The sequence below is a fragment of the Paenibacillus sp. Z6-24 genome (assembly GCF_054161335.1).
The window spans coordinates 4,574,441-4,595,747 of record NZ_CP096398.1; the positions used below are offsets into that span (position 1 = coordinate 4,574,441).

17 protein-coding genes are annotated in these 21,307 nt (G+C 45.8%); 8 read left to right on the plus strand and 9 right to left on the minus strand.

Annotated features, from left to right (window positions below; genetic code table 11):
• Positions 1-374: 374 nt before the first annotated feature.
• From M1D61_RS19830 to M1D61_RS19840, 3 genes are all read right to left on the minus strand, one after another.
• Positions 375-1,649 (minus strand): ABC transporter substrate-binding protein, encoded by a 1,275-nt coding sequence (locus M1D61_RS19830; protein ID WP_458120285.1) that lies wholly within the window; start codon positions 1,647-1,649, stop codon positions 375-377.
• Between the two features lie 177 nt (positions 1,650-1,826).
• Entirely contained in the window at positions 1,827-2,663 is an 837-nt protein-coding gene (locus tag M1D61_RS19835) for a carbohydrate ABC transporter permease (RefSeq protein ID WP_458120286.1), read from the minus strand.
• Positions 2,663-3,592 carry a carbohydrate ABC transporter permease gene (locus tag M1D61_RS19840; RefSeq protein ID WP_458120287.1) on the minus strand — a complete coding sequence of 310 codons (930 nt, stop codon included), beginning with the start codon at positions 3,590-3,592 and terminating at the stop codon, positions 2,663-2,665. The genes M1D61_RS19835 and M1D61_RS19840 overlap by 1 nt, the downstream gene beginning before the upstream one ends.
• A gap of 279 nt (positions 3,593-3,871) precedes the next feature.
• Between M1D61_RS19840 and M1D61_RS19845 the strand changes: the two genes are divergently transcribed.
• Entirely contained in the window at positions 3,872-4,630 is a 759-nt protein-coding gene (locus M1D61_RS19845) for a tryptophan-rich sensory protein (protein ID WP_458120288.1), read from the plus strand.
• A gap of 148 nt (positions 4,631-4,778) precedes the next feature.
• Here M1D61_RS19845 and M1D61_RS19850 read toward each other — a convergent pair whose 3' ends face one another.
• The 4 genes from M1D61_RS19850 to M1D61_RS19865 form a co-directional block, all read right to left on the minus strand.
• Positions 4,779-5,159, minus strand: coding sequence for a RidA family protein (locus tag M1D61_RS19850; protein ID WP_017812556.1), 381 nt, complete (start codon positions 5,157-5,159; stop codon positions 4,779-4,781).
• Between the two features lie 181 nt (positions 5,160-5,340).
• Positions 5,341-6,630: an MFS transporter gene (locus M1D61_RS19855; RefSeq protein ID WP_458120289.1), complete on the minus strand. Its 1,290-nt coding sequence runs from the start codon at positions 6,628-6,630 to the stop codon at positions 5,341-5,343.
• Positions 6,631-7,987: 1,357 nt separating this feature from the next.
• Positions 7,988-8,383, minus strand: coding sequence for a hypothetical protein (locus tag M1D61_RS19860; RefSeq protein ID WP_458120290.1), 396 nt, complete (start codon positions 8,381-8,383; stop codon positions 7,988-7,990).
• A gap of 48 nt (positions 8,384-8,431) precedes the next feature.
• Entirely contained in the window at positions 8,432-9,067 is a 636-nt protein-coding gene (locus tag M1D61_RS19865) for a DUF4258 domain-containing protein (protein WP_458120291.1), read from the minus strand.
• Positions 9,068-10,390: 1,323 nt separating this feature from the next.
• On the opposite strand from M1D61_RS19865, the gene M1D61_RS19870 reads away from it, so the two are divergent.
• Positions 10,391-10,516, plus strand: coding sequence for a hypothetical protein (locus tag M1D61_RS19870; RefSeq protein WP_458120292.1), 126 nt, complete (start codon positions 10,391-10,393; stop codon positions 10,514-10,516).
• 188 nt (positions 10,517-10,704) lie between these two features.
• On the opposite strand, the gene M1D61_RS19875 is transcribed toward M1D61_RS19870, so the two are convergent.
• Positions 10,705-11,121 (minus strand): hypothetical protein, encoded by a 417-nt coding sequence (locus M1D61_RS19875; RefSeq protein WP_458120293.1) that lies wholly within the window; start codon positions 11,119-11,121, stop codon positions 10,705-10,707.
• A gap of 1,106 nt (positions 11,122-12,227) precedes the next feature.
• Here M1D61_RS19875 and M1D61_RS19880 point away from each other — a divergent pair.
• Positions 12,228-12,662 carry a hypothetical protein gene (locus M1D61_RS19880; RefSeq protein ID WP_458120294.1) on the plus strand — a complete coding sequence of 145 codons (435 nt, stop codon included), beginning with the start codon at positions 12,228-12,230 and terminating at the stop codon, positions 12,660-12,662.
• Positions 12,663-13,242: 580 nt separating this feature from the next.
• Here M1D61_RS19880 and M1D61_RS19885 read toward each other — a convergent pair.
• The gene (locus M1D61_RS19885) at positions 13,243-14,637 is read right to left on the minus strand and encodes an ATP-binding protein (RefSeq protein WP_458120295.1); all 1,395 of its coding nucleotides are present in this window, start codon (positions 14,635-14,637) and stop codon (positions 13,243-13,245) included.
• A 246-nt stretch (positions 14,638-14,883) separates the two neighbouring features.
• On the opposite strand from M1D61_RS19885, the gene M1D61_RS19890 reads away from it, so the two are divergent.
• The 5 genes from M1D61_RS19890 (at position 14,884) to M1D61_RS19910 (ending at position 21,301) form a co-directional block, all read left to right on the plus strand.
• Positions 14,884-15,741 carry a carbon-nitrogen hydrolase family protein gene (locus M1D61_RS19890; protein ID WP_458120296.1) on the plus strand — a complete coding sequence of 286 codons (858 nt, stop codon included), beginning with the start codon at positions 14,884-14,886 and terminating at the stop codon, positions 15,739-15,741.
• Between the two features lie 5 nt (positions 15,742-15,746).
• Positions 15,747-16,460, plus strand: a complete 714-nt coding sequence (locus tag M1D61_RS19895; RefSeq protein ID WP_458120297.1) for a GNAT family N-acetyltransferase — start codon at positions 15,747-15,749, stop codon at positions 16,458-16,460.
• A 3-nt stretch (positions 16,461-16,463) separates the two neighbouring features.
• Positions 16,464-17,135: a GNAT family N-acetyltransferase gene (locus M1D61_RS19900; RefSeq protein WP_458120298.1), complete on the plus strand. Its 672-nt coding sequence runs from the start codon at positions 16,464-16,466 to the stop codon at positions 17,133-17,135.
• Between the two features lie 318 nt (positions 17,136-17,453).
• Entirely contained in the window at positions 17,454-18,164 is a 711-nt protein-coding gene (locus M1D61_RS19905; protein ID WP_458120299.1) for a YoaK family protein, read from the plus strand.
• Between the two features lie 458 nt (positions 18,165-18,622).
• Positions 18,623-21,301 carry a YhgE/Pip family protein gene (locus M1D61_RS19910; protein WP_458120300.1) on the plus strand — a complete coding sequence of 893 codons (2,679 nt, stop codon included), beginning with the start codon at positions 18,623-18,625 and terminating at the stop codon, positions 21,299-21,301.
• Positions 21,302-21,307: the final 6 nt, after the last annotated feature.

Sequence of the window (21,307 nt, forward strand, 5' to 3'; positions counted from 1 at the left end):
GTCTTCGCTGATCCCAATAAGAGTACAAAGCATGCCGATTATAAATGTATATAAGCCATGTAACTCCCATTTAATCCGCTATGTAGAAAATCCATGATATTTTGCATCATAGCATTTGTGGTAGCGTTTGCACAACAGGATTATATAGATCATCACCCCTGCGGAGAGGCTTTTTCCTCGCTGATTTGCGATTATGCTGGTACATACGCTGATTTCACAAAAATGAAGATAGTACTACGGATAACCATGATCGTTTCACAAACAGGGCAAGCACGTTCTTATCGGATACCGTAGACAGCAGACTTGCCAAAAAAAAGAAAAAGCAGCCGTGGAATGCTCCATCAGCTGCTTGAATATTCCTTCTAATTTATAGGTTAGCGGAGCTGCAGATTGACCCACTGCTCCTGCATTTGCTGCAGCATGCCCTGTCGATCCAGCTCGCCGGCCAGATAGGCCTGCATTGTGCTCGCATAGTCCTTGCTCAATCCCATCGGGAATTTCGGGAAAATCCACGGCAGAATCTTGCCTTCATTGTTGTACTTCACAATATCGGCTCCGATTGGGCCGAGCTGTTTATCGGAAGTCGGAATATTTTTGAATGCCGGGATAAATTTGAATTCGTCGGTAATGTAGCGTTTGCCTGTCTCCGAGCTGACGAGCCAGTTAAGGAACTCTTTGGCTTCCTCTTTAACCGGGGAATTTTTGTTAACGACCCAGTTGTTCGGTACCCGTACATAGACTCGGTCATTCTCTTCCTTGTTATTGTTGATCGGCATCGGCATCAGACCGATATTCATATCCGGCTTGATTCCATCGATCTGTACCTGTGTCCAGTTGCCCTGCTGCATCATGGCGGCTTTGCCATTGGCAAACAGGGTCACTTGAGTATTGTAATCGGTAGTCAACGGATTCGCGTTGCCGTATTTGACCATCAGATCGAACAGATTGAGCCACTCGTCGAACTTGACATTTCCCGGAATCTGGGCCGTCCCGTTATCGAGCTGCTCCAGGAACGCATTAGGATCATCCTGATGGGCAAATGGGATCGTCACGTTATGGTTGCCCAGTACCCACCATTCTTGAAATCCGTTGGAAAATGGGGTATAGCCTGCTGCCTTGAGTTTCTCGCAGGCACCTCGCAGTTCATCGATCGTTGTCGGCACTTCCGTAATGCCGACCTTTTTGAAAATATCCTTATTGTAAATAAATCCGTAGCCTTCCAGACCGTTCGGCTGGCCGTAGATATGACCATCCTTGCTGATCTGCTCGGCCGCTCCATCCACAATATTTTTGACCCATGGCTGGTCGGACATATCTTCCAGGTATTCCAGCCACAGATTCATCTCTTCATCTCCGCCGTTGGTGAAAATATCCGGCTCATCTCCGGCCGCAAATTTAGCTTTGAGAGAGGCGGCATAATCGGCTCCACCGCCGACCGATTGAATCTCCAGCTCCACATCGGGATGCTCTTTCTCGTACTCTGCTTTGAGCTTGTTCAGGGCGTCGGCAATCTCGACTTTACCCTGGTAAATATGAATGACCTTCTTGCCGTCAGCGGTCAAATTGCCGCCCTGCTGGTTCCCGCATCCGGCGATCAGCAGCGACAGGCTGAGCAGCACGGTAAGCGGGATAAGCCATAACTTTTTCATTGGGGGTCCTCCTGTCTTTCTGGGCTTGGCTGGGGCTGTGCAGCATTATTCCAATATTGTAAGCATCGTGCACGGGTCGTACATGGATTGTCATATCTATGGATATTCATCATGCATGAACTGTCTAATCCATGAAGATCATCGCTACCCCTGTCTATTGCAGGATGATTGCCTGTATTATCCTTTGACCGATCCGGCAGTGATGCCCTGGATAATGTAACGCTGCAGGAACAGGAAGAAGATAATGATCGGCGTGATACCCAGCACGAGCGCTGGCAGTGCCATATCCCACTGCTTGGTATATTGGCCAAAGAAGCTGTACGTCGCGATCGGAATCGTGCGCAGCTCGGGACTGGACAGCATCAGGGACGGCAGCAGGTAATCATTCCAGATCCACAGCGTGTTCAGAATAATGACTGTGACAAACATCGGCATCATGAGCGGACAGACAATCCGGAAGAAGACGCCGTAACGGTTGGAGCCATCGACACGTGCCGCCTGTTCAATTTCCAGCGGTACGTTTTTGACAAAGCCGTGGAACAGGAAGATTGACAGCGGAGCTCCAAAACCCAGATAACTGATAATCAGACCGATCATGCTGTTATTCAGACGATAGGTGCTCGCCATCTCCATCAGCGGCAGCATGATCGATTGAAAAGGAATCACCATCGCAGCGACGAAGACGAAGTACAGAATCCGATTGAATCGGCTCGGGTGACGCACCATCTGGTACGCCGCCATCGAGCTGATCAGCACCAGCAGAAGATCGCTCGCAATCGTCACGATCAGCGAGTTCTTGAGGGCGGAAGGAAAGTCGATCGCTTTCCATGCTTCCACATAGTTGCTCCATACAAACTGCTGCGGCCAGGACGCCGAATTGGACAGAATATCACCGAACGATTTGACCGAGTTAATAATCAGAAAGTAAAAAGGGATCAGGAATACCAGTCCCAGCAAAATAACGACAATTTCCAGAATCAATGTCCGGGCGCTGTATTTGCTTTGTACGTCCATTACATTTCAACCTCCCTGCTCTTGGTAGCACGTACCTGGATACTGGTAATGATGGCGACGATTACGAAGAAGATGACCGCTTTGGCGGTACCCAGTCCGAGACGGTTGTTGGTAAAGGCTTCATTGTAAATATCCAGTGCGACCGATTCGGTAGCCTTGAACGGTCCGCCCCCTGTCAGCGCCAGGTTGAGATCGAACATTTTGAACGCCCAGGAGATCGCCAGGAACAGACAGATTGTTACCGCAGGCATGATCAGCGGCAGGATAATATTGCGGATCACCTGCCAGCGGCTCGCTCCGTCGATCTCGGCCGATTCCAGTACATCCTTGGGAATATTGTTAAGTGCAGAGATGTAGATGACCATCAGATAGCCGGCTGTCTGCCAGACGAATACAATTACGATTCCCCAGAAGGAAGTCGACCGGTCACCGAGCCACGGCAGGTTGAACAGCGACCAGCCAGTCGCTTCCCCAACAGCGGAAAATCCACGGATAAAGATAAACTGCCAGATAAAACCGAGCAGCAGACCACCAATCATGTTCGGCATAAAGAAGACCGTTCTAAGTATGTTTCTCGTGCGAAGTGGTTTGGTCAGTAAGTACGCAAGGACAAATCCCAGCAAATTGGTCACGATAATGCCGACAATGGTGAATCTGACGGTGAACCAGAACGCGTTACGGAAATCGGGGTCTTTGGTGAGGATGTGGGTGTAGTTCTCAATTCCGATCCAATTGATCTGGCGGGAGATACCGTTCCAGTCTGTGAAGGAATAATAGACGCCCAGGAAGAAAGGAATAATCACAATGAGAATGAAGAAAAATGTAGCGGGTCCTACAAATACAAGCTGCTGAATCCACTGTGACAGCTTGCGCTGGCCCGATGTCCGGGTAACATGGCGTGTTGCCTGCGCCGCTCTGGTATCATTCATGCTTCCAACCCCTTTAATAATCGACTTTTTCCATATTCTTATTCGCAATATATTGTTATATACCCAAACATTGTCAGAATGATGACATTCCTTCGTCTTTTTTTGTAAACGCAATCATTTCAGTTGGATACCGGCTGGTTGGCAGTTGATTGTTGGAGAAACAGTGGATTGTTCACAAAATAATCTGCTGTCAGCCTTTACAAGCAGCCTATCTACGGGTATATAAAGAGAGTACTGTAATGTCTGCAACTACATATCCCATCAAAGGAGGAAAAACTCTTGGCAAAATTGAATATCTACCGCTGGCTCAATGTGCTGGGAATTATCGGTGTGCTGATTGTCAATTATATGGCAAGCGCGCTTACCCTGTTCGGAAGAGACACAGGCGACATCTCGGATCAGTACGAACTGTACATTACTCCGGCAGGTTATGCCTTTTCGATCTGGTCGCTGATCTATGTGCTACTGATCGGGTTTATCATTTACCAGTTCCGCAATACGGATGAGAGCCGCGAATCGGTCAAAGCGATTGGTCCATGGCTGTTCCTGAACTCGCTCTGTAATATGGGATGGCTAATGCTCTGGCATTCGCTCGAACTGGAATGGGGCGTACTTCTGATCGCACTGATGCTCGTCACCCTGATCATCCCCTATCTCCACATACGCCGAATTGTGCAGCCCTCCATGGCACAGATTCTGCTCGTGAAGCTGCCTTACAGCACCTATATGGGCTGGGTATCGGTCGCTACGATTCTGAATACAGGAATCGCGCTGAACAAAAATGAATGGGACGGCTTTGGATTATCACCGACTGTCTGGTCAGTCATTGGTCTGGTCGCTGGTGCACTGCTTGCGATCATCATCAGCTACCGTTTCCGGGACAGTATTTATCCGCTGGTATTCGTCTGGGCGTATATCGCCATTGCCGTGAAGCATCCCGATCTGCCGACCACTCACTGGACTGCACTGATTGCTGCCGGACTGCTGTTTGTATATGCGATCTGGATCTTCTTTGTCCGTAACAAATCAAGGGATTGAATCTTTTGCCCAAGCTCGTCGGCTCTTTTCCACTACGATTGAAAACCGATAGCCCATAATAAAAAAGGGACACTGCCACATGATCAGGCAGTGTCCCTTTTTGTTTTATTTCGTCATTGACTCATGACCATTTGAAATAGGTGTTCTCTTATTTCTTGAGCGCGATGACTTCGATCTCTACCAGTGCATCCTTTGGCAGACGGGCTACCTGTACCGCACTGCGTGCCGGATAAGGTTCCTGGAAAAATTGACCGTAGATCTCATTCATCGCTGCAAAATCATTCATATCCTGCAGGAAAACAGTCGTTTTGACGACCTGATCCAGGCTGCTGCCTGCGGCTTCCAATACGGCTGTTACATTTTGCAGGGCAACACGCGCCTGCTCCTGTACACCTTCAGCCATGTCTCCGCTGACCGGATCCAGACCGAGCTGGCCGGATGCAAAAATAAACATGCCTGTATCAATTGCCTGGGAATACGGTCCCAGTGCTCCTGGTGCGCGATCGGTTGCAATCGGTTGTTTGCTCATTGTATATGCCCTCTTTTCTTCTATGAAGTCTGCATTGCAATACCATTAACTTTCCTTATTTTAAAGGGCACCGGACCGCTTGGCAACCGCTGTACGGCAGTGATGCGAAGAATACTGCAGCTGCGATATGCCAAGCTTGCCGATAAAAGGCAGAGTACTGACTGCCCTCTTCCCGAGCCGATCAGGCCTCCATTTCACGGTACTGCTGGATCGGTACGGAAGATGGTGCCTTGAGCACCTGACGTCCGGCGGTTACCGCCAGCAGGATCAGCATGACGCCGACCAGCATCTGGAATCCATATGCCTGTACCCAGAATGGCATCGGCTTCATCCAGGCAAAGATCTGTCCACCCACCAGTGGTCCGATAAAGGAAGCCAGTCCGGTAATCCCGGAATAGACGGCGATAAACATCGGACGCGCATTTTTGGGCGTATCCCCGATGATGAAGTTAAAGGACAGTTGGTTGAATCCGCCAATTCCGATACCGAGCAGCATATGAATCACCAGCAGACCTACAATTACCGGTAAAAAGGCCAGCAGTCCCCACGACATGCATGCTGCCGCAATAAACGGAAGCGTCCAGTACAGCAGCGTCTTGTTGCTGAACCGTGCATTCAGATTGCCCCAGAAGTAAAATCCGAGCATCATGAACATCGTCTGTACGACGGTCATGAGGGTAGTCACTGAGTAGCTGACCTTGAGCACTTCCAGCATGACATACGAGTACAGCGGAACGACCAGCGTCTGCAACAGCAGCCAGACGGCCAGAAACAGCGATGCCTTGATAAAAGGCCCGTCATGCAGCGGCTGGCGCAGCATCGGTACAAACTTGGTCTCGGTCGAACGCTCAAACGGCGCATCCGGATAAAACAGAATAACCCCGATATTGATAATCGCACAGATCCAGACGATGATGTACAGGAACAAAAATCCCTGTCCGCCTGGTACCGCATCCAGCAGAATCCCGCCGACAAACAACGTAAGACTGCCGAGCGCGTTGAGAATCGTGTTGCGAATACCAAAATAGCGTCCTCTTAGCCGTCCCGGTACGATATCGCCGATCAGCGAAGCCCAGACGACACCGATCACCGCATTGCACAGGAAAGCGGCGATATAAAGAATAATAAACCAGTTCACCCATGAAGATCGTTCGAACAGAAATGGTACCAGCCCTGTCGCTCCCCACAGCACCCGCTGCAGAATGGTGAACAGAACGAGCACCCATTTGCGTGTATTCAGGCGCTGCAGCAAAAAGGCGATAATGACCTGCGCCACATTAACCAGCGTAGTCAGCGCAATAACAAAGCCGATTTGTGCCGAACTCGCTCCCAGATACAGCAAAAATCCTGTCAGGAAGGGCCCCCCGAGCAGGGTAGTAAATATCGTTGAGGGTACACCTTCTATAGTGGCAATGCGCAGATGCTTGCGGTACATCGAATAACGGCGCTTTTGCATATTCAATCGGTTCATCCCCAAGGCATGTCTTCGTTTAATAACGATCCCTCCTTTAAAGGCATGAAACTTTTGTTTTTTTGGTTTTTTGATATTGTAATAGTTTGGAATAACACAGTTACCATCAAAACCCAGAAACATAAATAAAATTACGGAGATAAAGATTATAAATGGTCACGTTGAAGTTCTTTAAAATTATTCATTGTAAAGTACTTATTTTAAAGGCTGAATATTTTCTTTTTACCCTTTTCGTTCAATACTAAACGATTGATATAATATCTTAATCTTAAGGTGAACGGTTACATTGTTATAATTATCAAACATTTAGTCTTTTAATTTATTACTTATGTATAGTTTCTATTTTATAAAGACTATAAGCTTCGACTATCTCCTAACTTTGTAACTATAATTATTTATAAAATTATAATTTGTATAATAAGTATCCATTTAAAAAAGCGAACTTTTCATTTTATTGTAATAAAATGATATAAATAGAACCCGTGATGCTAGTTAAAATTAATCTTGGATCACACCTGTCTTCCAAAGCGTGTATGCCAGCAAGATTCTATCTAGATTAGTTTCGAATCCAGATGGACTCTCCGAACGAATCGATTTGCACGTGTAGCTTGAATCCGTAATAATGACTCTTCTCGAAGCGCAATAGCTAACGTCAGCGAGGCCTCGAAAACATCGTGCCCTGTGTAAGCGAATCGGATGGCATGAGGAAAGCGGAAGGCTGTCGATGATGGAGTAGGCGCTTCCGAACTTCGACGAAGAGAGCCGCTTGCGTAACATTTGAGCGCGAACCGAAGATCCCGGCGGTTATACCGAGAACGCTCCACGACAGGACCTAAATCCCCCTGGATAAAGCGATACCATGCACGTTCCGATGTAAATCCCAGCCCTTTTCCCAGCAGATGAAGCGCCAGGATGTTTGCATCGGTTTGCTGAAGCAGATGTTGGTTTTTCCGTCTAAGAAAGGGAGCAAAAGCGTGCAATTCATGCTGAACCTTTTTAAAATAGCGACAAATCGGCTTTGTACCGAGCGTGGTTTTTATGTAGAATAAAGATGTCTTTGCACAAGAATCCACCTTCCCAAAAGGGGCTTGGTCACTTTCATTGTGGACGTTTTTCTGGGCAAAGGCTATTTTTTGACTAGCACCACGGGCTACTTATTAATAGTTTGAGCGTTCCAGGTTCTTTTTCAGCAATTATGTGTAAATGGATTACTCTCTATGCTCGCTATACCTAGTTTAGTCACCCGACTCAACCTCCGCTCATTTTTCTTCATTAATACACAAAAAGACCCTACAAGAAAACTTTTCTCAAAGTGTTCATCTTGTAGGGTAAAGTTTAATCGTTAATATAGAAAAACTTATTTTATTATAGGAGAATTCTTCCATTCTTTTTCTAACTCTATCCCAAAAGATATAATATCTTTTGAAGTCGTTATAAGAGTTACGACATTATCCACATCTTTGAATTGCAATGTATAGCAGCTAGGCAAATCAGACAGCTGCCAGGTCACTTCTAAATGCTTTTCAAAATGTGAGAAATATCCCTCATACTTTTCTATAGGAAAATGCTGTAACATTTCAATAAATAGACGTAAAGTATAATTAGTCCAACCAAACTTTGAATGGTAAGAGACCCTATCATTTTTGATGAATTTGAATTCAAGACTACTTCCTTCAAGCTCGTCTATTCTGTGATCTATTACAGTGTACTCGATATAAGCATCTGAGTTTTCTGCACCTCTTAATATTGCCATATCATTCTCCTCAAACAAAATGAATCGTTTGTTTCTTAATTGCGATCATTATTGATATTTAAAGTTTGATCTGACCCATCTACCACTATCAAGTCTGTCTTGTATAGTAGTTTTCCCATTATCTTTATAAATTGTAATGATAGTATTAGTTGCTTTACTGAGAACCACTGTTAATTTGCTAGTTCGATCGTACATGATTCTCGAACCACCTGTATGATCTTCAAATTTTTCAATTCCAACTACTCCAGCAGGTTTATTAGCTAAAATATTATCGATCATAAGACTAGTAATTCCGTCTTTTACCGCTTCTTCTATAGCATGAGCAGTGACTTTAGTAAGGATTTGCTTATTTGTAGCTTTCACAGTGACAGAAGCAGCTGCTTTACCAGTTTGCTTACTTACAAGATTTTTGAAAATTAGTCTAATTAAAGAACCAATAACAGCAGGTTCTGAATTTGTAGAAAATTTTTGAATAGATCTTCCATTTTGAATTGCTTCTCTGTTATAAGCGTCTAAAGCTTCATTTAATTTTTGATCATAAATATCTTCATTAAGAGTAGTTGAAGAACTATAAGTGTCGCTAGTGACAGTATTTGCATTAGCTAACTCGGGGTAAAAAGCCAAAATATTCAAGCACATAATACCTGTTAAAAGTAAAGCTATAGGCTTATAACATTTCATCATAAACGTAACCCTCCAAGTTTTTAAACAAATTATGTATTTATCCGGATTAAATACTTTTGAAGTATTGCATATAAAATTTTGGAATACAATGTTAAATGAAGTTTTGTTACTATTATACTAGTGTTTTTATTTCTTTTTTTACATAAAATATCATTTTTCCAGGATCATTTAACTAGTTTAAATAATCAAAAAAACTTCAAAAATGGGAAATATTCATATAATAAACAACTTAAGCAAATGGTAGAATCTCAAGTACGTATTGCGTTGGTGTAAAATGTATTTGGACTGGAAGTTATCGGTTTTTAATCGGTCATGAACATACAGAATTACACGTCTATTCGGATTTGGGGGATCGCTGGCTATTTTCTTACTGGTCAGACCAAAGCCTCGTTCAAATGGTTGTCAAAACGGGTCAAACTTTTGAAGGTAATCTATTTAATCCATTGCATACGACGGAAATTTTAGATTTACTTCACCTGGCAGCATATAAAGATCTGATCCATCGAAAGCGTATCCCCCAGGTACTTCAGCAGCAATCTATATACACACTACTTATTGATAGTTTGAGCTTTATGTGAAGTATGTAGAACTGAATAATTTCGATGGGAAGGGACGCTATGAATAAAATCGAACCGATTGAATTGTGGGAAATACGTATGAATAGTTGGAGGATATCGCAGATCATTTTCAGTTACCCTTTAGCGGATTTCATCAAGAATATTATCAGACAGGCAACATGGAAGAAACGGTTAACTATTAACTGGATAAAAAGATCTACTGTGCCGGACAATCTTTACGCTCTTATATCGATGTGGCCAAACAAAATAAAATTGGTCCCAGTACGTTTTATGATCGAATTTATTCCGGATGGCGCATTGAACGTGCAGCTGCTACACCAGTACGTCAGTTGAACTTTGTCAAACCACCGATTGAGTTCCGAAATATGAAGTTCCGGACCAAACTAGAACTATGTCACGCCTATGGGATTACGAGTACACTGGTGTACTCGGTTATGAACACCTATAAGTTGTCAGATTGGCTGGACACCATGGATCGGATTGTCAGCTTCCTGGATAGCTGTGAGGGAGAACGTCCTGTAGTGGTCCGCCGCATTCCTTATGTGATCTATAACGGGGTTTGGCACAATACAGTAAAATCGTTTTGTGAGCATTGCCGAATACATAAAAACAGATATTACCAAGTAAATCGGTAATATCTGTTTTTATTCTTACAAAGATGCTTGTCTTATTTCAAAACACTAGATCTCAATTAGGTGTTTAAAAGTTTAAATATTGGCAAGCACTGATATAAGGAGGGATTACTATGTCTACCAGATCATCGAGAAGTTCGCTGTTCAGAGCAGGAAGGGATTTGGCAAGAAAGTCTTCTTCTTCAAAAACAAAATCACAAGCAGCCAAAACATTAGGAAAAAAAGACGGCAAAAGCTAAACCATAGACCAAATAGACATTATCTATGTATGGGTAATGTCTGTTTTTTTATACTTCATCCTACTCTTACCGCATAAGTATTCCTAGTATAGACAGGGTAGAGGAAGAATAAAGAACCCCGGTTCTTCCATTTTAGAAGACTGAGGTTCTCAACAATCTGAAGGTGTTATTTAATAAATGTTCAGTATTTAGACAGGTGTAACTGTAAAAGATCCTTGAGCACCATCAGTACCGGTAATGGATACTTGGTAGCCAGAACCGTGGAAACTACCAAATCCCACAGTAGATTGGTATACAGCACCACCAGGTCCTGTTGCACGCATAGGCATTTTAACGAGTACTTGTTTGCCATCGTTAGCATATACAGTAAAGTATAATAGCTGTCTTGGAGCAGGATTGTAAATGAATATACGTACATCCACGCTTCCGTTGAGATCTAATTTTGTGGATTTTTGCCCAAAAGAATAGGGACCATAGGTCATAGATTGTGCTTGTACAGACATGGTTTCTGGTGATAGCGTCGCGGATGCTGACGTCGATGCAGCACCAAAAATGGATAAAGATAGAGAGGCTACCAAGGTACTTGTAATGATTTTTTTTAACATATGTACGCTCCTTAACTTTATTTTTTCCTTATAATTGTATCATAAGGAAAAAATTATATAAATACCCGTGATGCTAGTCAAAAAATAGCCTTTGCCCAGAAAAACGTCCACAATAAAAGTGACCAAGCCCCTTTTGGGAAGGTGGATTCTTGTGCAAAGACATCTTTATTCTACATAAAAACCACGCTCGGTACAAAGCCGATTTGTCGCTATTTTAAAAAGGTTCAGCATGAATTGCACGCTTTTGCTCCCTTTCTTAGACGGAAAAACCAACATCTGCTTCAGCAAACCGATGCAAACATCCTGGCGCTTCATCTGCTGGGAAAAGGGCTGGGATTTACATCGGAACGTGCATGGTATCGCTTTATCCAGGGGGATTTAGGTCCTGTCGTGGAGCGTTCTCGGTATAACCGCCGGGATCTTCGGTTCGCGCTCAAATGTTACGCAAGCGGCTCTCTTCGTCGAAGTTCGGAAGCGCCTACTCCATCATCGACAGCCTTCCGCTTTCCTCATGCCATCCGATTCGCTTACACAGGGCACGATGTTTTCGAGGCCTCGCTGACGTTAGCTATTGCGCTTCGAGAAGAGTCATTATTACGGATTCAAGCTACACGTGCAAATCGATTCGTTCGGAGAGTCCATCTGGATTCGAAACTAATCTAGATAGAATCTTGCTGGCATACACGCTTTGGAAGACAGGTGTGATCCAAGATTAATTTTAACTAGCACCACGGGTAAATAGAATTTAAGAAAGGAGGAGGAACAAATATAATGAATTCCATTCTTTAATCTACGTTATTAGTATTTTAGCCCGATTTTATTTTTATTTAGTTGTTAGCAGAACCATAAAATAAGTTTCAGAAGGAAAATCATGAAAAAAAGAATATTGTACTCCACTTTGTTTTTTAGCTTTAATTTGCAGCGTTAATTACAATTCAGCTATTCATGCTAATCCTATTAATTAAAATGTAACCTCAGATGTTTATAACGCTACTAAAGTACTTAACCAAGAAGAAGTAAATCAAAAATTAAATGAAATCAATAGTAAATACAATTTAGGTGAACGTTTTTCAGACGAAGATGCTCAATTTATAAAACAATATGCTTTGCCAGTAGAAAATAATGCAGTATCAGAGAATACTAATGGACTTATAACTCAAAATCTACGGACTACTACTTGGGATATTAATGGTTCTAATAGTCGTTTAGGATATCAAACTACTGGTACGGTGACATTTAATGAAAGAGTCATAAATCATACTGTTAATGTTAATATGACTACAAAAGATGTAAATAAAAAATATCATAGCGAGATTGGTAATCAATTAATCGGAACGGCTTATGGCGTAGTTGGTAGTGACGGAGTCGGCATTATCGCTAATATTAGCTTAAGCGATAAAGGTGATAACATCTCTTATCACAAATTAGTGGATTATCGTAGTTTTTCAGGAGTAGTTGCTTATATGTCATTTCAAGCAAATGGATGGATAAAAAGTGATAATGGTAAGATCACTATTACACCAACTCTCACTAGAAGATAATTAAAAAAGCATACTATAATTAAAGTTAAAAGTTTAGTACGAAGAATGAGGCCTTTGGCCTCACTTCTTCATACTTTATTATTCTAGATATACATGCAAGGAGGGTAATAATGCTAGCAAATACAATGATGAAATTATTAAGTTTTTTAGGTTTGTTGCTTTACTTTTTCTGTGGATTGGTATTACTAAATACTATCCAAATCCCCTACTCACCTAACACTCTTGCTCACTTTTGGAGAATGATCATAGTTTGCTTAGGAGACACAATATTCTTGTATTTGTTCTATCAACATATTATAGCCAGATATATGTTTAAAGCAGCACCAACTTTTCAGCTCAATTCGAAGATTTCTATTATGACTTTTATACTGGCACTGCTGTTAATTATCATATTTAAATGATTATGAAAAGATTAGCCACAAAAAAATCCCCTTTTTAATAGATACATCAGCAAAATTATTGGTTAAAGTGATTCTGCTGACGTTCTATAAATAAAGGGGATTTTTTAATACATATTATTTCACACAAAATTTGAACGCATGATCTAAAATTGTTTTTTATCCCAATGCTTGAAGTCCGGCTAGCTAGCCGGCAGATATAACGAGAATACGCTGCCCTCACCTTCCTTGCTCTGAAGGCGCAGATGGCCGCCCAGCAGATTGGCCAGATTGCGGCTGATCGACAGGCCAAGGCCGGTTCCGCCATAGCGCCGGGCAATTGAGCCATCCGCCTGCTGGAATGCTTCGAAGATCTGCTCATGCTGCGCCTGTGCAATGCCAATCCCGGTATCTCTGACATCGAATACCAGCCAGCTGAGCTTCTCTTCGCCTTCCACCACCCGGCGAATATGCAGGGTCACACTGCCCTGCTGGGTAAATTTGAATGCATTGGCCAGCAGATTGCGCAGAATCTGCTGAATCCGCTGGGAATCCGAAATGATCGTATCCGGCACATTATCTTCCCGAATCACCCGGAACTCCATGCCTTTACGAACCGCTACCATCTCAAAATGCATCTGCAGCAGCTCAGGAATCTCCTGCACACTCACTTCTTCATAGGCAACCTCCAGCTTGCCTGCCTCAACTTTGGACAGATCCAGTACATCATTCACGAGCCCCAGCAGATCCAGACCGGAACGGTAAATCATCTCGCTGTACATGCGGGTCTCTCCGGGTACACGCTCTTCATCCTGTTCATACATGAGCTGGGCCAGATTAATAATGCTGTTGAGCGGCGTGCGCAGTTCATGCGACATATTGGCCAGAAATTCCGATTTGTACTGGGAAGCCAGCATGAGCTGCTTGGCCCGTTCTTCGAGCACATGATGTGTCTGCTGCAGCTCTCTCGTTTGCTCCGAGAGCAGCTGATTGGCATGCTCCAGCTGCAGCATGCGCTGCTGTTCCAGATGGAATTCGCGCAACAGGATCATCAGCACTGTACTGAGAATAATGGACACCGGCAGCATAACAGGCATAATCTCGGTCAGATATGTATGGGTGGGCAGCACTCCAAACGTTGCTATGTTGATCGTATTGACCAGATTGATCGTCAGCACGGTCACCGCCCCTTTGACCGACAGCTTGGCCGTACTGCTGCGCATCCACACATTCAGCACAGCTCCCACGACCCCGATAATCGTTAGGTTGAGCAATCCGACAAAAGCCGCTTCACTCAGCCCAAGGGTCAACCGGGCCAGACCAATACCGAAGCCGATCAGCAGAACTACTGATCCACGGGAATACACAGTAGCAGCTACGATAACCGGCATAAATCGTAGATCAAAAATCAAATCCCCCGGCAGTCGGAAGCCAAAAAAGGAACTCATCCACCCTGCAAAAATGAGCAGCAGCACCGAACTGGCATATTTGGCTCTGCCGGACATCTGGGATAGACCATATTTGTAGAGCAGGTTGGCTATGTAAGCAATTGTTACCATCATTCCCGCATTCATAAGGAAATTTTTCACAAATCCCATATGCTCACTCCTGATTGAGATCAGATAGGTAAATATTGTACTATTTGATTTCCCCATTTACCTTCCAGTAATCGTCCTAATAATTGAAAATAAATGGAAAATAGTAACTATATCATATCATAAAAATACAGCGATTCATCCTCTTTGTCGTACAGTGTCTTTCTGGTATGATATCAGTAGTATTTCGATATGAATATACATGATGTACTATCACTCACGAAATGACAGGGAGGTTATGCTTTTATTATGAAATTTCGCGTATCTGCGGTGCAATATCACCTTCATACCATATCTTCATTTGACGAATTTGCCGCCCAGGTCACCCATTATGTACGGACTGCCCAGGAGTTCGAAGTAGACTTTATCCTGTTCCCGGAATTCTTCACGACACAGCTGCTGTCGATCGGAGACGAAACCGGTGCAGCGCTTGGTATTGAGCGGCTGCCTGAATTTACGGATGCCTATCTGGAGCTGTTCCAGGGACTGGCCCGTGAGACCGGAACACATATTATCGGCGGCACCCATGTTACGGAAAAAGAAGGCAAGCTGTATAATACAGCCCATCTGTTCTATCCGGACGGCCGGGTAGCCACCCAGCCCAAAATCCATATTACCCCTACCGAAGTGACCGAGTGGAATATGTCTGCCGGTGACGGATTGACCGTATTTGAGACGGACAAAGGCACGATTGCCCTGCTCACTTGTTACGACATTGAATTCCCCGAGATCGTACGTATGGCCAAAGCGCGCGGAGCGGACGTTATTTTCTGCCCGTCCTGTACCGATGATCGGCACGGCTTCCACCGGGTACGGTATACGAGCCATGCCCGTGCGATAGAGAATCAGGTATATGTGGTTACCACAGGCACGATTGGTTCCCTGCCGACGGTGGACTTTATGCGCGGCAATTTTGGTCAGGCGGCTGTCATCACACCAAATGATGTACCTTTCCCCCCGCGCGGCATTCTCGCCGAAGGTGAAATCAATGACGATATGATCATTACCGCTGATCTGGATCTGGAACTGCTCTACAAAGTACGGGAAAAAGGCTCGGTCACTACCTGGCGCGACCGCCGTACCGATCTCTACACCGATTGGAGCTGAAGAGCATGAATTCGCTGCCCCAGCGAGCAAGTCAGTATGAGAAGTCCTGTTATGTATTCCATGAACAGCGCCCATATCCTGCTGCTATACGCTCTTATACGGCAAAGGATTTTGAGCGGCTGATCGAGATTCAGGCGGCTGCCTTCCCTCCGCCCTATCCGGCGGAACTATGGTGGAATGAAGAGCAGCTGCAGGAGCATATCAGCCGCTTCCCCCAGGGAGCGCTGTGCGTGGAGATTGATGGAGTGATCGCAGGTTCGATGACCGGTCTGCTGATCAATTTTGACGAGCAGCATCCGGAGCATACATGGGAGGAGATTACGGATCACGGTTATATACGCAATCATCAGCCTGACGGAGATACACTTTATGTCGCTGATCTATGTGTGCACCCCGATTACCGTCAGTGGGGGCTCGGCAAGCTGCTGATGCAGTCGATGTATGAAGTGACAGCCTCGCTCGGGCTGCAGCGTCTGCTTGGGGCAGGCCGGATGCCCGGCTATCACCGGGTAGCGGACAGCTGTACTCCACAGCAGTATGTCGAGCGTGTCACTCGCGGCGATCTGTATGATCCGGTCATTTCTTTTCTAATGCGATGCGGCAGGACGCCGCTGGGAGTGATTGCCGATTATCTGGATGATGAGGAATCGCTCAACCATGCAGTATTAATGGAATGGAAAAATCCGCTGCCACCGGCAGCCAATCAGGGAGGAAATTAAAAGATGGATTATGTACGCATTACTCATATTGATGATCCTTTGTTCGCCGATATGCACAAATTGATGGGACGCATTTTCCCGCCGGAAGAAGTGCTGGAGTTCGAGCTGTGGCGCGAGCCCCTGGAAGATCCGGGCATCCGTGTCTTCGTTGCTGTGCATGAAGGTAACGTGGTTGGTGCGACCGAATACCGTTACTATGAGGACGATAATGTCGCCATGACCGATTTTACGATTATCGGGGAGCCGGGACTGGGCATCGGGCCGTTTCTGGCTCAGCATCGTCAGGCGGATCTGCGGGAAGTCGCTGCAGCGGCTGGCAAGGAACTGTCCGGCATGTTCGCAGAGATCTATGATCCCTATCGTGCCGAGCGTCATGAATTCGGTGGTGTAAAGCCGATGGACCCGTTCGTACGCCGTGAAGTGCTGGCGCATCTCGGATATCGTCGTCTGGATTTCACCTACGTACATCCATCATGGAATAATGACGGTGAAGCGGTATCCGAGCTGGATCTATGCTTCCTGTCCTACGACCCATCCGTCCATTCTCTGCCGGGCGCGCTGATCGAGAAGTTCCTGCGCCGCTACTATGCCGTTCTGGCACAGAAACCCGACGCCTGGGAGCAAATGGTACAGAAGGTCGGCCAGCGTGATCAGGTCGCTCTGCTGCCCTTGTAAGACCTATATTCTCGCTATAGAATCACATTTGAATAATTTTTGAAATAAAAAATAGCTCAAAAAGGACAAATAAAAATAGACGGCTGTAGTCTCCTTGATCAGGATTCTACAGCCGCCCTTTATATTATGTGCCATCTATGTCGTAGTCACATGCATAGTAATCTTAACGCACTTTTAACATTCTGGCAAGGGGTTTTGATCATAAATTGCCATTTGGTAAATATTACATATTCATAAAGCGAATAATCTATCGAATATAATGCTCCATTTATAGTATGATTAATGACTGTTAATCATGTTCGAAAAGGAGTTTTTTTTATGCAATCCGTATTTTACCGCAATCTGATTATTTTGCTGCTCTGCCTGGTATCCGGTATCGTGGATGTGATCGGTTATCTGCAGCTGGGACATGTATTTACGGCCAATATGACCGGTAATATTATCATTATGGGGATGGCGCTCGGTCATCTGCACACCGTCTCACTATTGCGCTCGGGCGCCGCTTTTGCCGGCTTTATTGTCGGAAATGCGGCAGCCGCTCTTTTCCTCGGACGCTCCCATCCGGGTTCGGTCTGGTCTTCCCGGATGACGATGATCATCTCGGTGCAGCTGGTCTTTTTCCTGGTGTTTGCCTGGCTGTCCTCTGCTCCGCTGGTGCCTGCGATGGAGTATATGCTGATCATTCTGCTCAGCTTCACGATGGGGATGCAGACGACGATGGCGCGCAAGCTCGGTGTCGCCGGGATCTCGACGACCGTACTTACCAATAATCTTGCCAGTGTGATTGAGGATTTGGTCGCCCATGTGCGCCAGTGGTTCGGACGATCCTCTGCCGAGCAGGGACGCCGGCTCTCTACAGACACGGTGCTGCGCTTCGCTGCAGTTATCATTTATGGAGCAGGAGCTGTAGTCGCAGCGCTGATTGAACAATCTCATACTCTGCTCGGCATCTGGATTCCGATTGTCGTTATGGTCATTATTCTGGTAATTGCCTATGCCCGTTTTCGCCATTCAGCCACCTCCCATTAATGTGAGCGTGGCTGTACGGCGTGATTCTATTCATAAGTTTTCCAAAAAATCCTCCGATGATCCGTGCAATTCAAACTCATTTGGAGTATAATTAGATAGGTTACCTAATTAAATTGTTCATTACTGCTCTGTGTGCAGCTGCTGATTACCTGCAGCCAGAGCATGCTATCTATAGCAGATTCACCAACTCAGAGATCGTGCCTTTACACTATGCTCTTCAGTATCCTGTTTCTCACTCCACCTTCCTTATATTGCGGGAGTGTCAATTCGTATACTTTGCTTTCCCCCCTCCCGTACCTCCTGTCCGCGCTTCCGACCAGGCAGTATCATTCCTTTTTTATAAACCCACTCCCTGCTATGAAAGGTTTATTGGATTATATCGCACAGTCTGCCTATTTCAGGGTAATAAGACATGCTGCAGATTTGAATATTATGTATCGGGTGGTTAGAATCATTTTATGAAAAATATATGGGAAATTTACAAAACCGACTGGAAAAATCTATTCAGCGTATCGACAGGCATCCTGCTCGTGATTGCGATCATGCTGCTGCCCTCTGTCTACGCCTGGTTCAATATCAAGGCGATGTGGGACCCTTACAGCAATACATCGGGCATCATTATTGCCGTTACGAATGAGGACAAAGGCACGACCATTCAGGACAAAAAAGTTAATGTTGGAGACCAGGTGATCGATAACCTCAAAAAAAATCATACGCTGGGATGGACCTTTGTCGATCGGAACCAGGCGGAGAAAGGGCTGGAGAATGGAGATTATTATGCGACGCTGCTGATTCCGTCCGACTTTTCCGAGAAAATCGGCAGTATTCTGACCGATAAGCCGGTGAAACCGCAGATTCTGTATACGGTTAATGAGAAGATCAGTGCTATCGCTCCCAAGATTACGGACAAAGGGGCCACCACGCTGACCCAGCAGATCAGCGAGGAATTTGTCAGCACTGCCAGCGAAGCGGTACTGACCAAAATGCAGGAAGCCGGCATCAAGCTGGAAGAAGAGCTGCCGACGATCCGCAATATCGAGAACAAGATTCTGACGCTGGAATCAAGGCTGCCGGAGATTAACCAGTTTGCCGATCAGGCGCTGGAACTGGAGAAAAAGCTGCCGCAGATCAATGCGCAGGCCCAGAAAATTGTCGAGCTGCAAAAGCGCATTCCCGATATCGAGAAAGCCGGCGATATGATCCTCAAAGTCGAGGACAATCTGCCGAAAATCCGCGAAGCCGGCGATCAGATTCTAATGCTGCAAAAGCGGCTGCCCGAAATCCAGAATGCTGCCGACAAAGTCGGTGAACTGGACCAAAATTTCTACAAAGTCGAGGATGCCCTCAATCAGGCGATTGAAGATGCGGACAAGCTCGCGAATATTATCAATACGGCCCAGCAGGCACTGCCCAAAGTCAAGGAAATTACGAACATCGGTACCGAATTTGCCGACCGGGTGAATACCTTCCTGGATGAGAATGATGGGGCCTTTGACTCGATCGCACCGGTCATCCGCCAGAATCTGGTGCTGCTCCAGCAGACCGCCGATGCGACGACACAGCTGGTCGATGCTGTGCAAAATGCGGATATTGATCCGCAGACAGCGATCGACACCTTATCGTTTCTCGATCAACGTCTATCCCGCGGCGCAGCCATTTTGGAGCGTACGACCGATCTACTGAGCCGGATCAATAACGTGCTGCCGAACCATCCGCTGGACCGGGTGATCAACCGGCTGGATAATGTGCATAATCTGATGGAACGCCAGATTACACTCGTGCGCAGCATCCGTCAGGCGATTGAAAATGGACAGCAGCCGGCTCGCGAGATTCTGGACAATCTGCGCCAGCTGTCGACCGAGGCGAGCGATACACTCGGCGATATTATCTCCATCTATGACGCCGAGATCGTACCGGATATTAATCGTGGACTGGACAATCTCAAGACGGCTGCCCGCGATGCGGCGGATGTGCTGCATACAGCGCAGGCTACACTGCCTGATGTGGAAGCCGTGCTGAATGATGCCCAGAACGGCGTACAGTTCGGACAGGAAGAACTGGCACTTCTTAAGCAGGACCTGCCGCAGATCCGGCAGAAGCTGCATGATGCCAATGAGCTGATCCAGAGCCGGATGGCCCAGTTTACCGAGGTGGTCAACAAAGCCGCCAATTTCGTAAACCATGATCTGCCCGGCATTGAAGATAAAGTCCATCAGGCAGCAGACTTTGTCCGCAATGATCTGCCCCGTGCCGAGCGAGAGCTGAACAAAATTACCGATCTGATCCAGAACAAACTACCCGAAGCGGAAGAGGCGGTACACAAGGTTGGTGACTTTGTTCGCAACGACCTGCCGGGTCTTGAGAAATCCGTTCGCAGTGCAGCCGACAAAGTACGGCTGCTCAAAAACAGCGATAGTGAACTGTCCCAGATTATCAAATGGCTCAAAGGCGATATTCAGCAGGAAAGCGACTTCCTCTCCAGCCCTGTCGATCTGAAGCAGGTGCGCACCTATCCGATTCCGAACTACGGTTCATCGATGTCACCGTTCTATACGACCCTGTCGATCTGGGTCGGCGGCATGCTGCTGATCTCCATGTTCAAAGCCGAAGTCGACAATCCGGAGCGCCGTTTCCGTCCATATCAAGTGTACTTTGGTCGTCTGTTTACCTTTATGACAATCGGTCTGGTGCAGGCATTTGTCATCTCGATGGGCGATCTGTTTATTCTCAAAGCCTACGTCGCGGACCCGGTATGGTTCGTGACGATGAGTATGCTGATCAGTATGGTGTTTGTGACAATGGTGTACACGCTCGTGTCCGTATTTGGCAATATCGGGAAAGGACTGGCCATTATCCTGCTGGTGCTTCAGTTCTCCAGCTCGGGCGGTACCTTCCCGGTCAGCATGACGGGTACATTCTTCCAGCATCTGCATCCATGGTTCCCCTTCACCTATGCGGTCGAACTGCTGCGCGAGACGGTAGGCGGGATGCTGATGACGACGGTGTACAAGGATATATTGTATCTGGTTATCTTCATGCTGCTGTTTATCCTGTTTGCCCTGCTGTTCAAAAAGCCGCTCGGTCCGTTAACCGAGAAAATGGCGGAGAAAGCCAAAAAAACCAAAATGATTCCATAAAAAAAC

Coding starts and splice junctions, on each gene's coding strand:
- M1D61_RS19830 (WP_458120285.1), bottom strand. CDS start 1,649: ATGAAAAAGTTATGGCTTATCCCGCTTACCGTGCTGCTCAGCCTGTCG.
- M1D61_RS19835 (WP_458120286.1), bottom strand. CDS start 2,663: ATGGACGTACAAAGCAAATACAGCGCCCGGACATTGATTCTGGAAATT.
- M1D61_RS19840 (WP_458120287.1), bottom strand. CDS start 3,592: ATGAATGATACCAGAGCGGCGCAGGCAACACGCCATGTTACCCGGACA.
- M1D61_RS19850 (WP_017812556.1), bottom strand. CDS start 5,159: ATGAGCAAACAACCGATTGCAACCGATCGCGCACCAGGAGCACTGGGA.
- M1D61_RS19855 (WP_458120289.1), bottom strand. CDS start 6,630: ATGAACCGATTGAATATGCAAAAGCGCCGTTATTCGATGTACCGCAAG.
- M1D61_RS19860 (WP_458120290.1), bottom strand. CDS start 8,383: ATGGCAATATTAAGAGGTGCAGAAAACTCAGATGCTTATATCGAGTAC.
- M1D61_RS19865 (WP_458120291.1), bottom strand. CDS start 9,067: ATGATGAAATGTTATAAGCCTATAGCTTTACTTTTAACAGGTATTATG.
- M1D61_RS19870 (WP_458120292.1), top strand. CDS start 10,391: ATGTCTACCAGATCATCGAGAAGTTCGCTGTTCAGAGCAGGAAGGGAT.
- M1D61_RS19875 (WP_458120293.1), bottom strand. CDS start 11,121: ATGTTAAAAAAAATCATTACAAGTACCTTGGTAGCCTCTCTATCTTTA.
- M1D61_RS19885 (WP_458120295.1), bottom strand. CDS start 14,637: ATGGGATTTGTGAAAAATTTCCTTATGAATGCGGGAATGATGGTAACA.
- M1D61_RS19890 (WP_458120296.1), top strand. CDS start 14,884: ATGAAATTTCGCGTATCTGCGGTGCAATATCACCTTCATACCATATCT.
- M1D61_RS19895 (WP_458120297.1), top strand. CDS start 15,747: ATGAATTCGCTGCCCCAGCGAGCAAGTCAGTATGAGAAGTCCTGTTAT.
- M1D61_RS19900 (WP_458120298.1), top strand. CDS start 16,464: ATGGATTATGTACGCATTACTCATATTGATGATCCTTTGTTCGCCGAT.
- M1D61_RS19905 (WP_458120299.1), top strand. CDS start 17,454: ATGCAATCCGTATTTTACCGCAATCTGATTATTTTGCTGCTCTGCCTG.
- M1D61_RS19910 (WP_458120300.1), top strand. CDS start 18,623: ATGAAAAATATATGGGAAATTTACAAAACCGACTGGAAAAATCTATTC.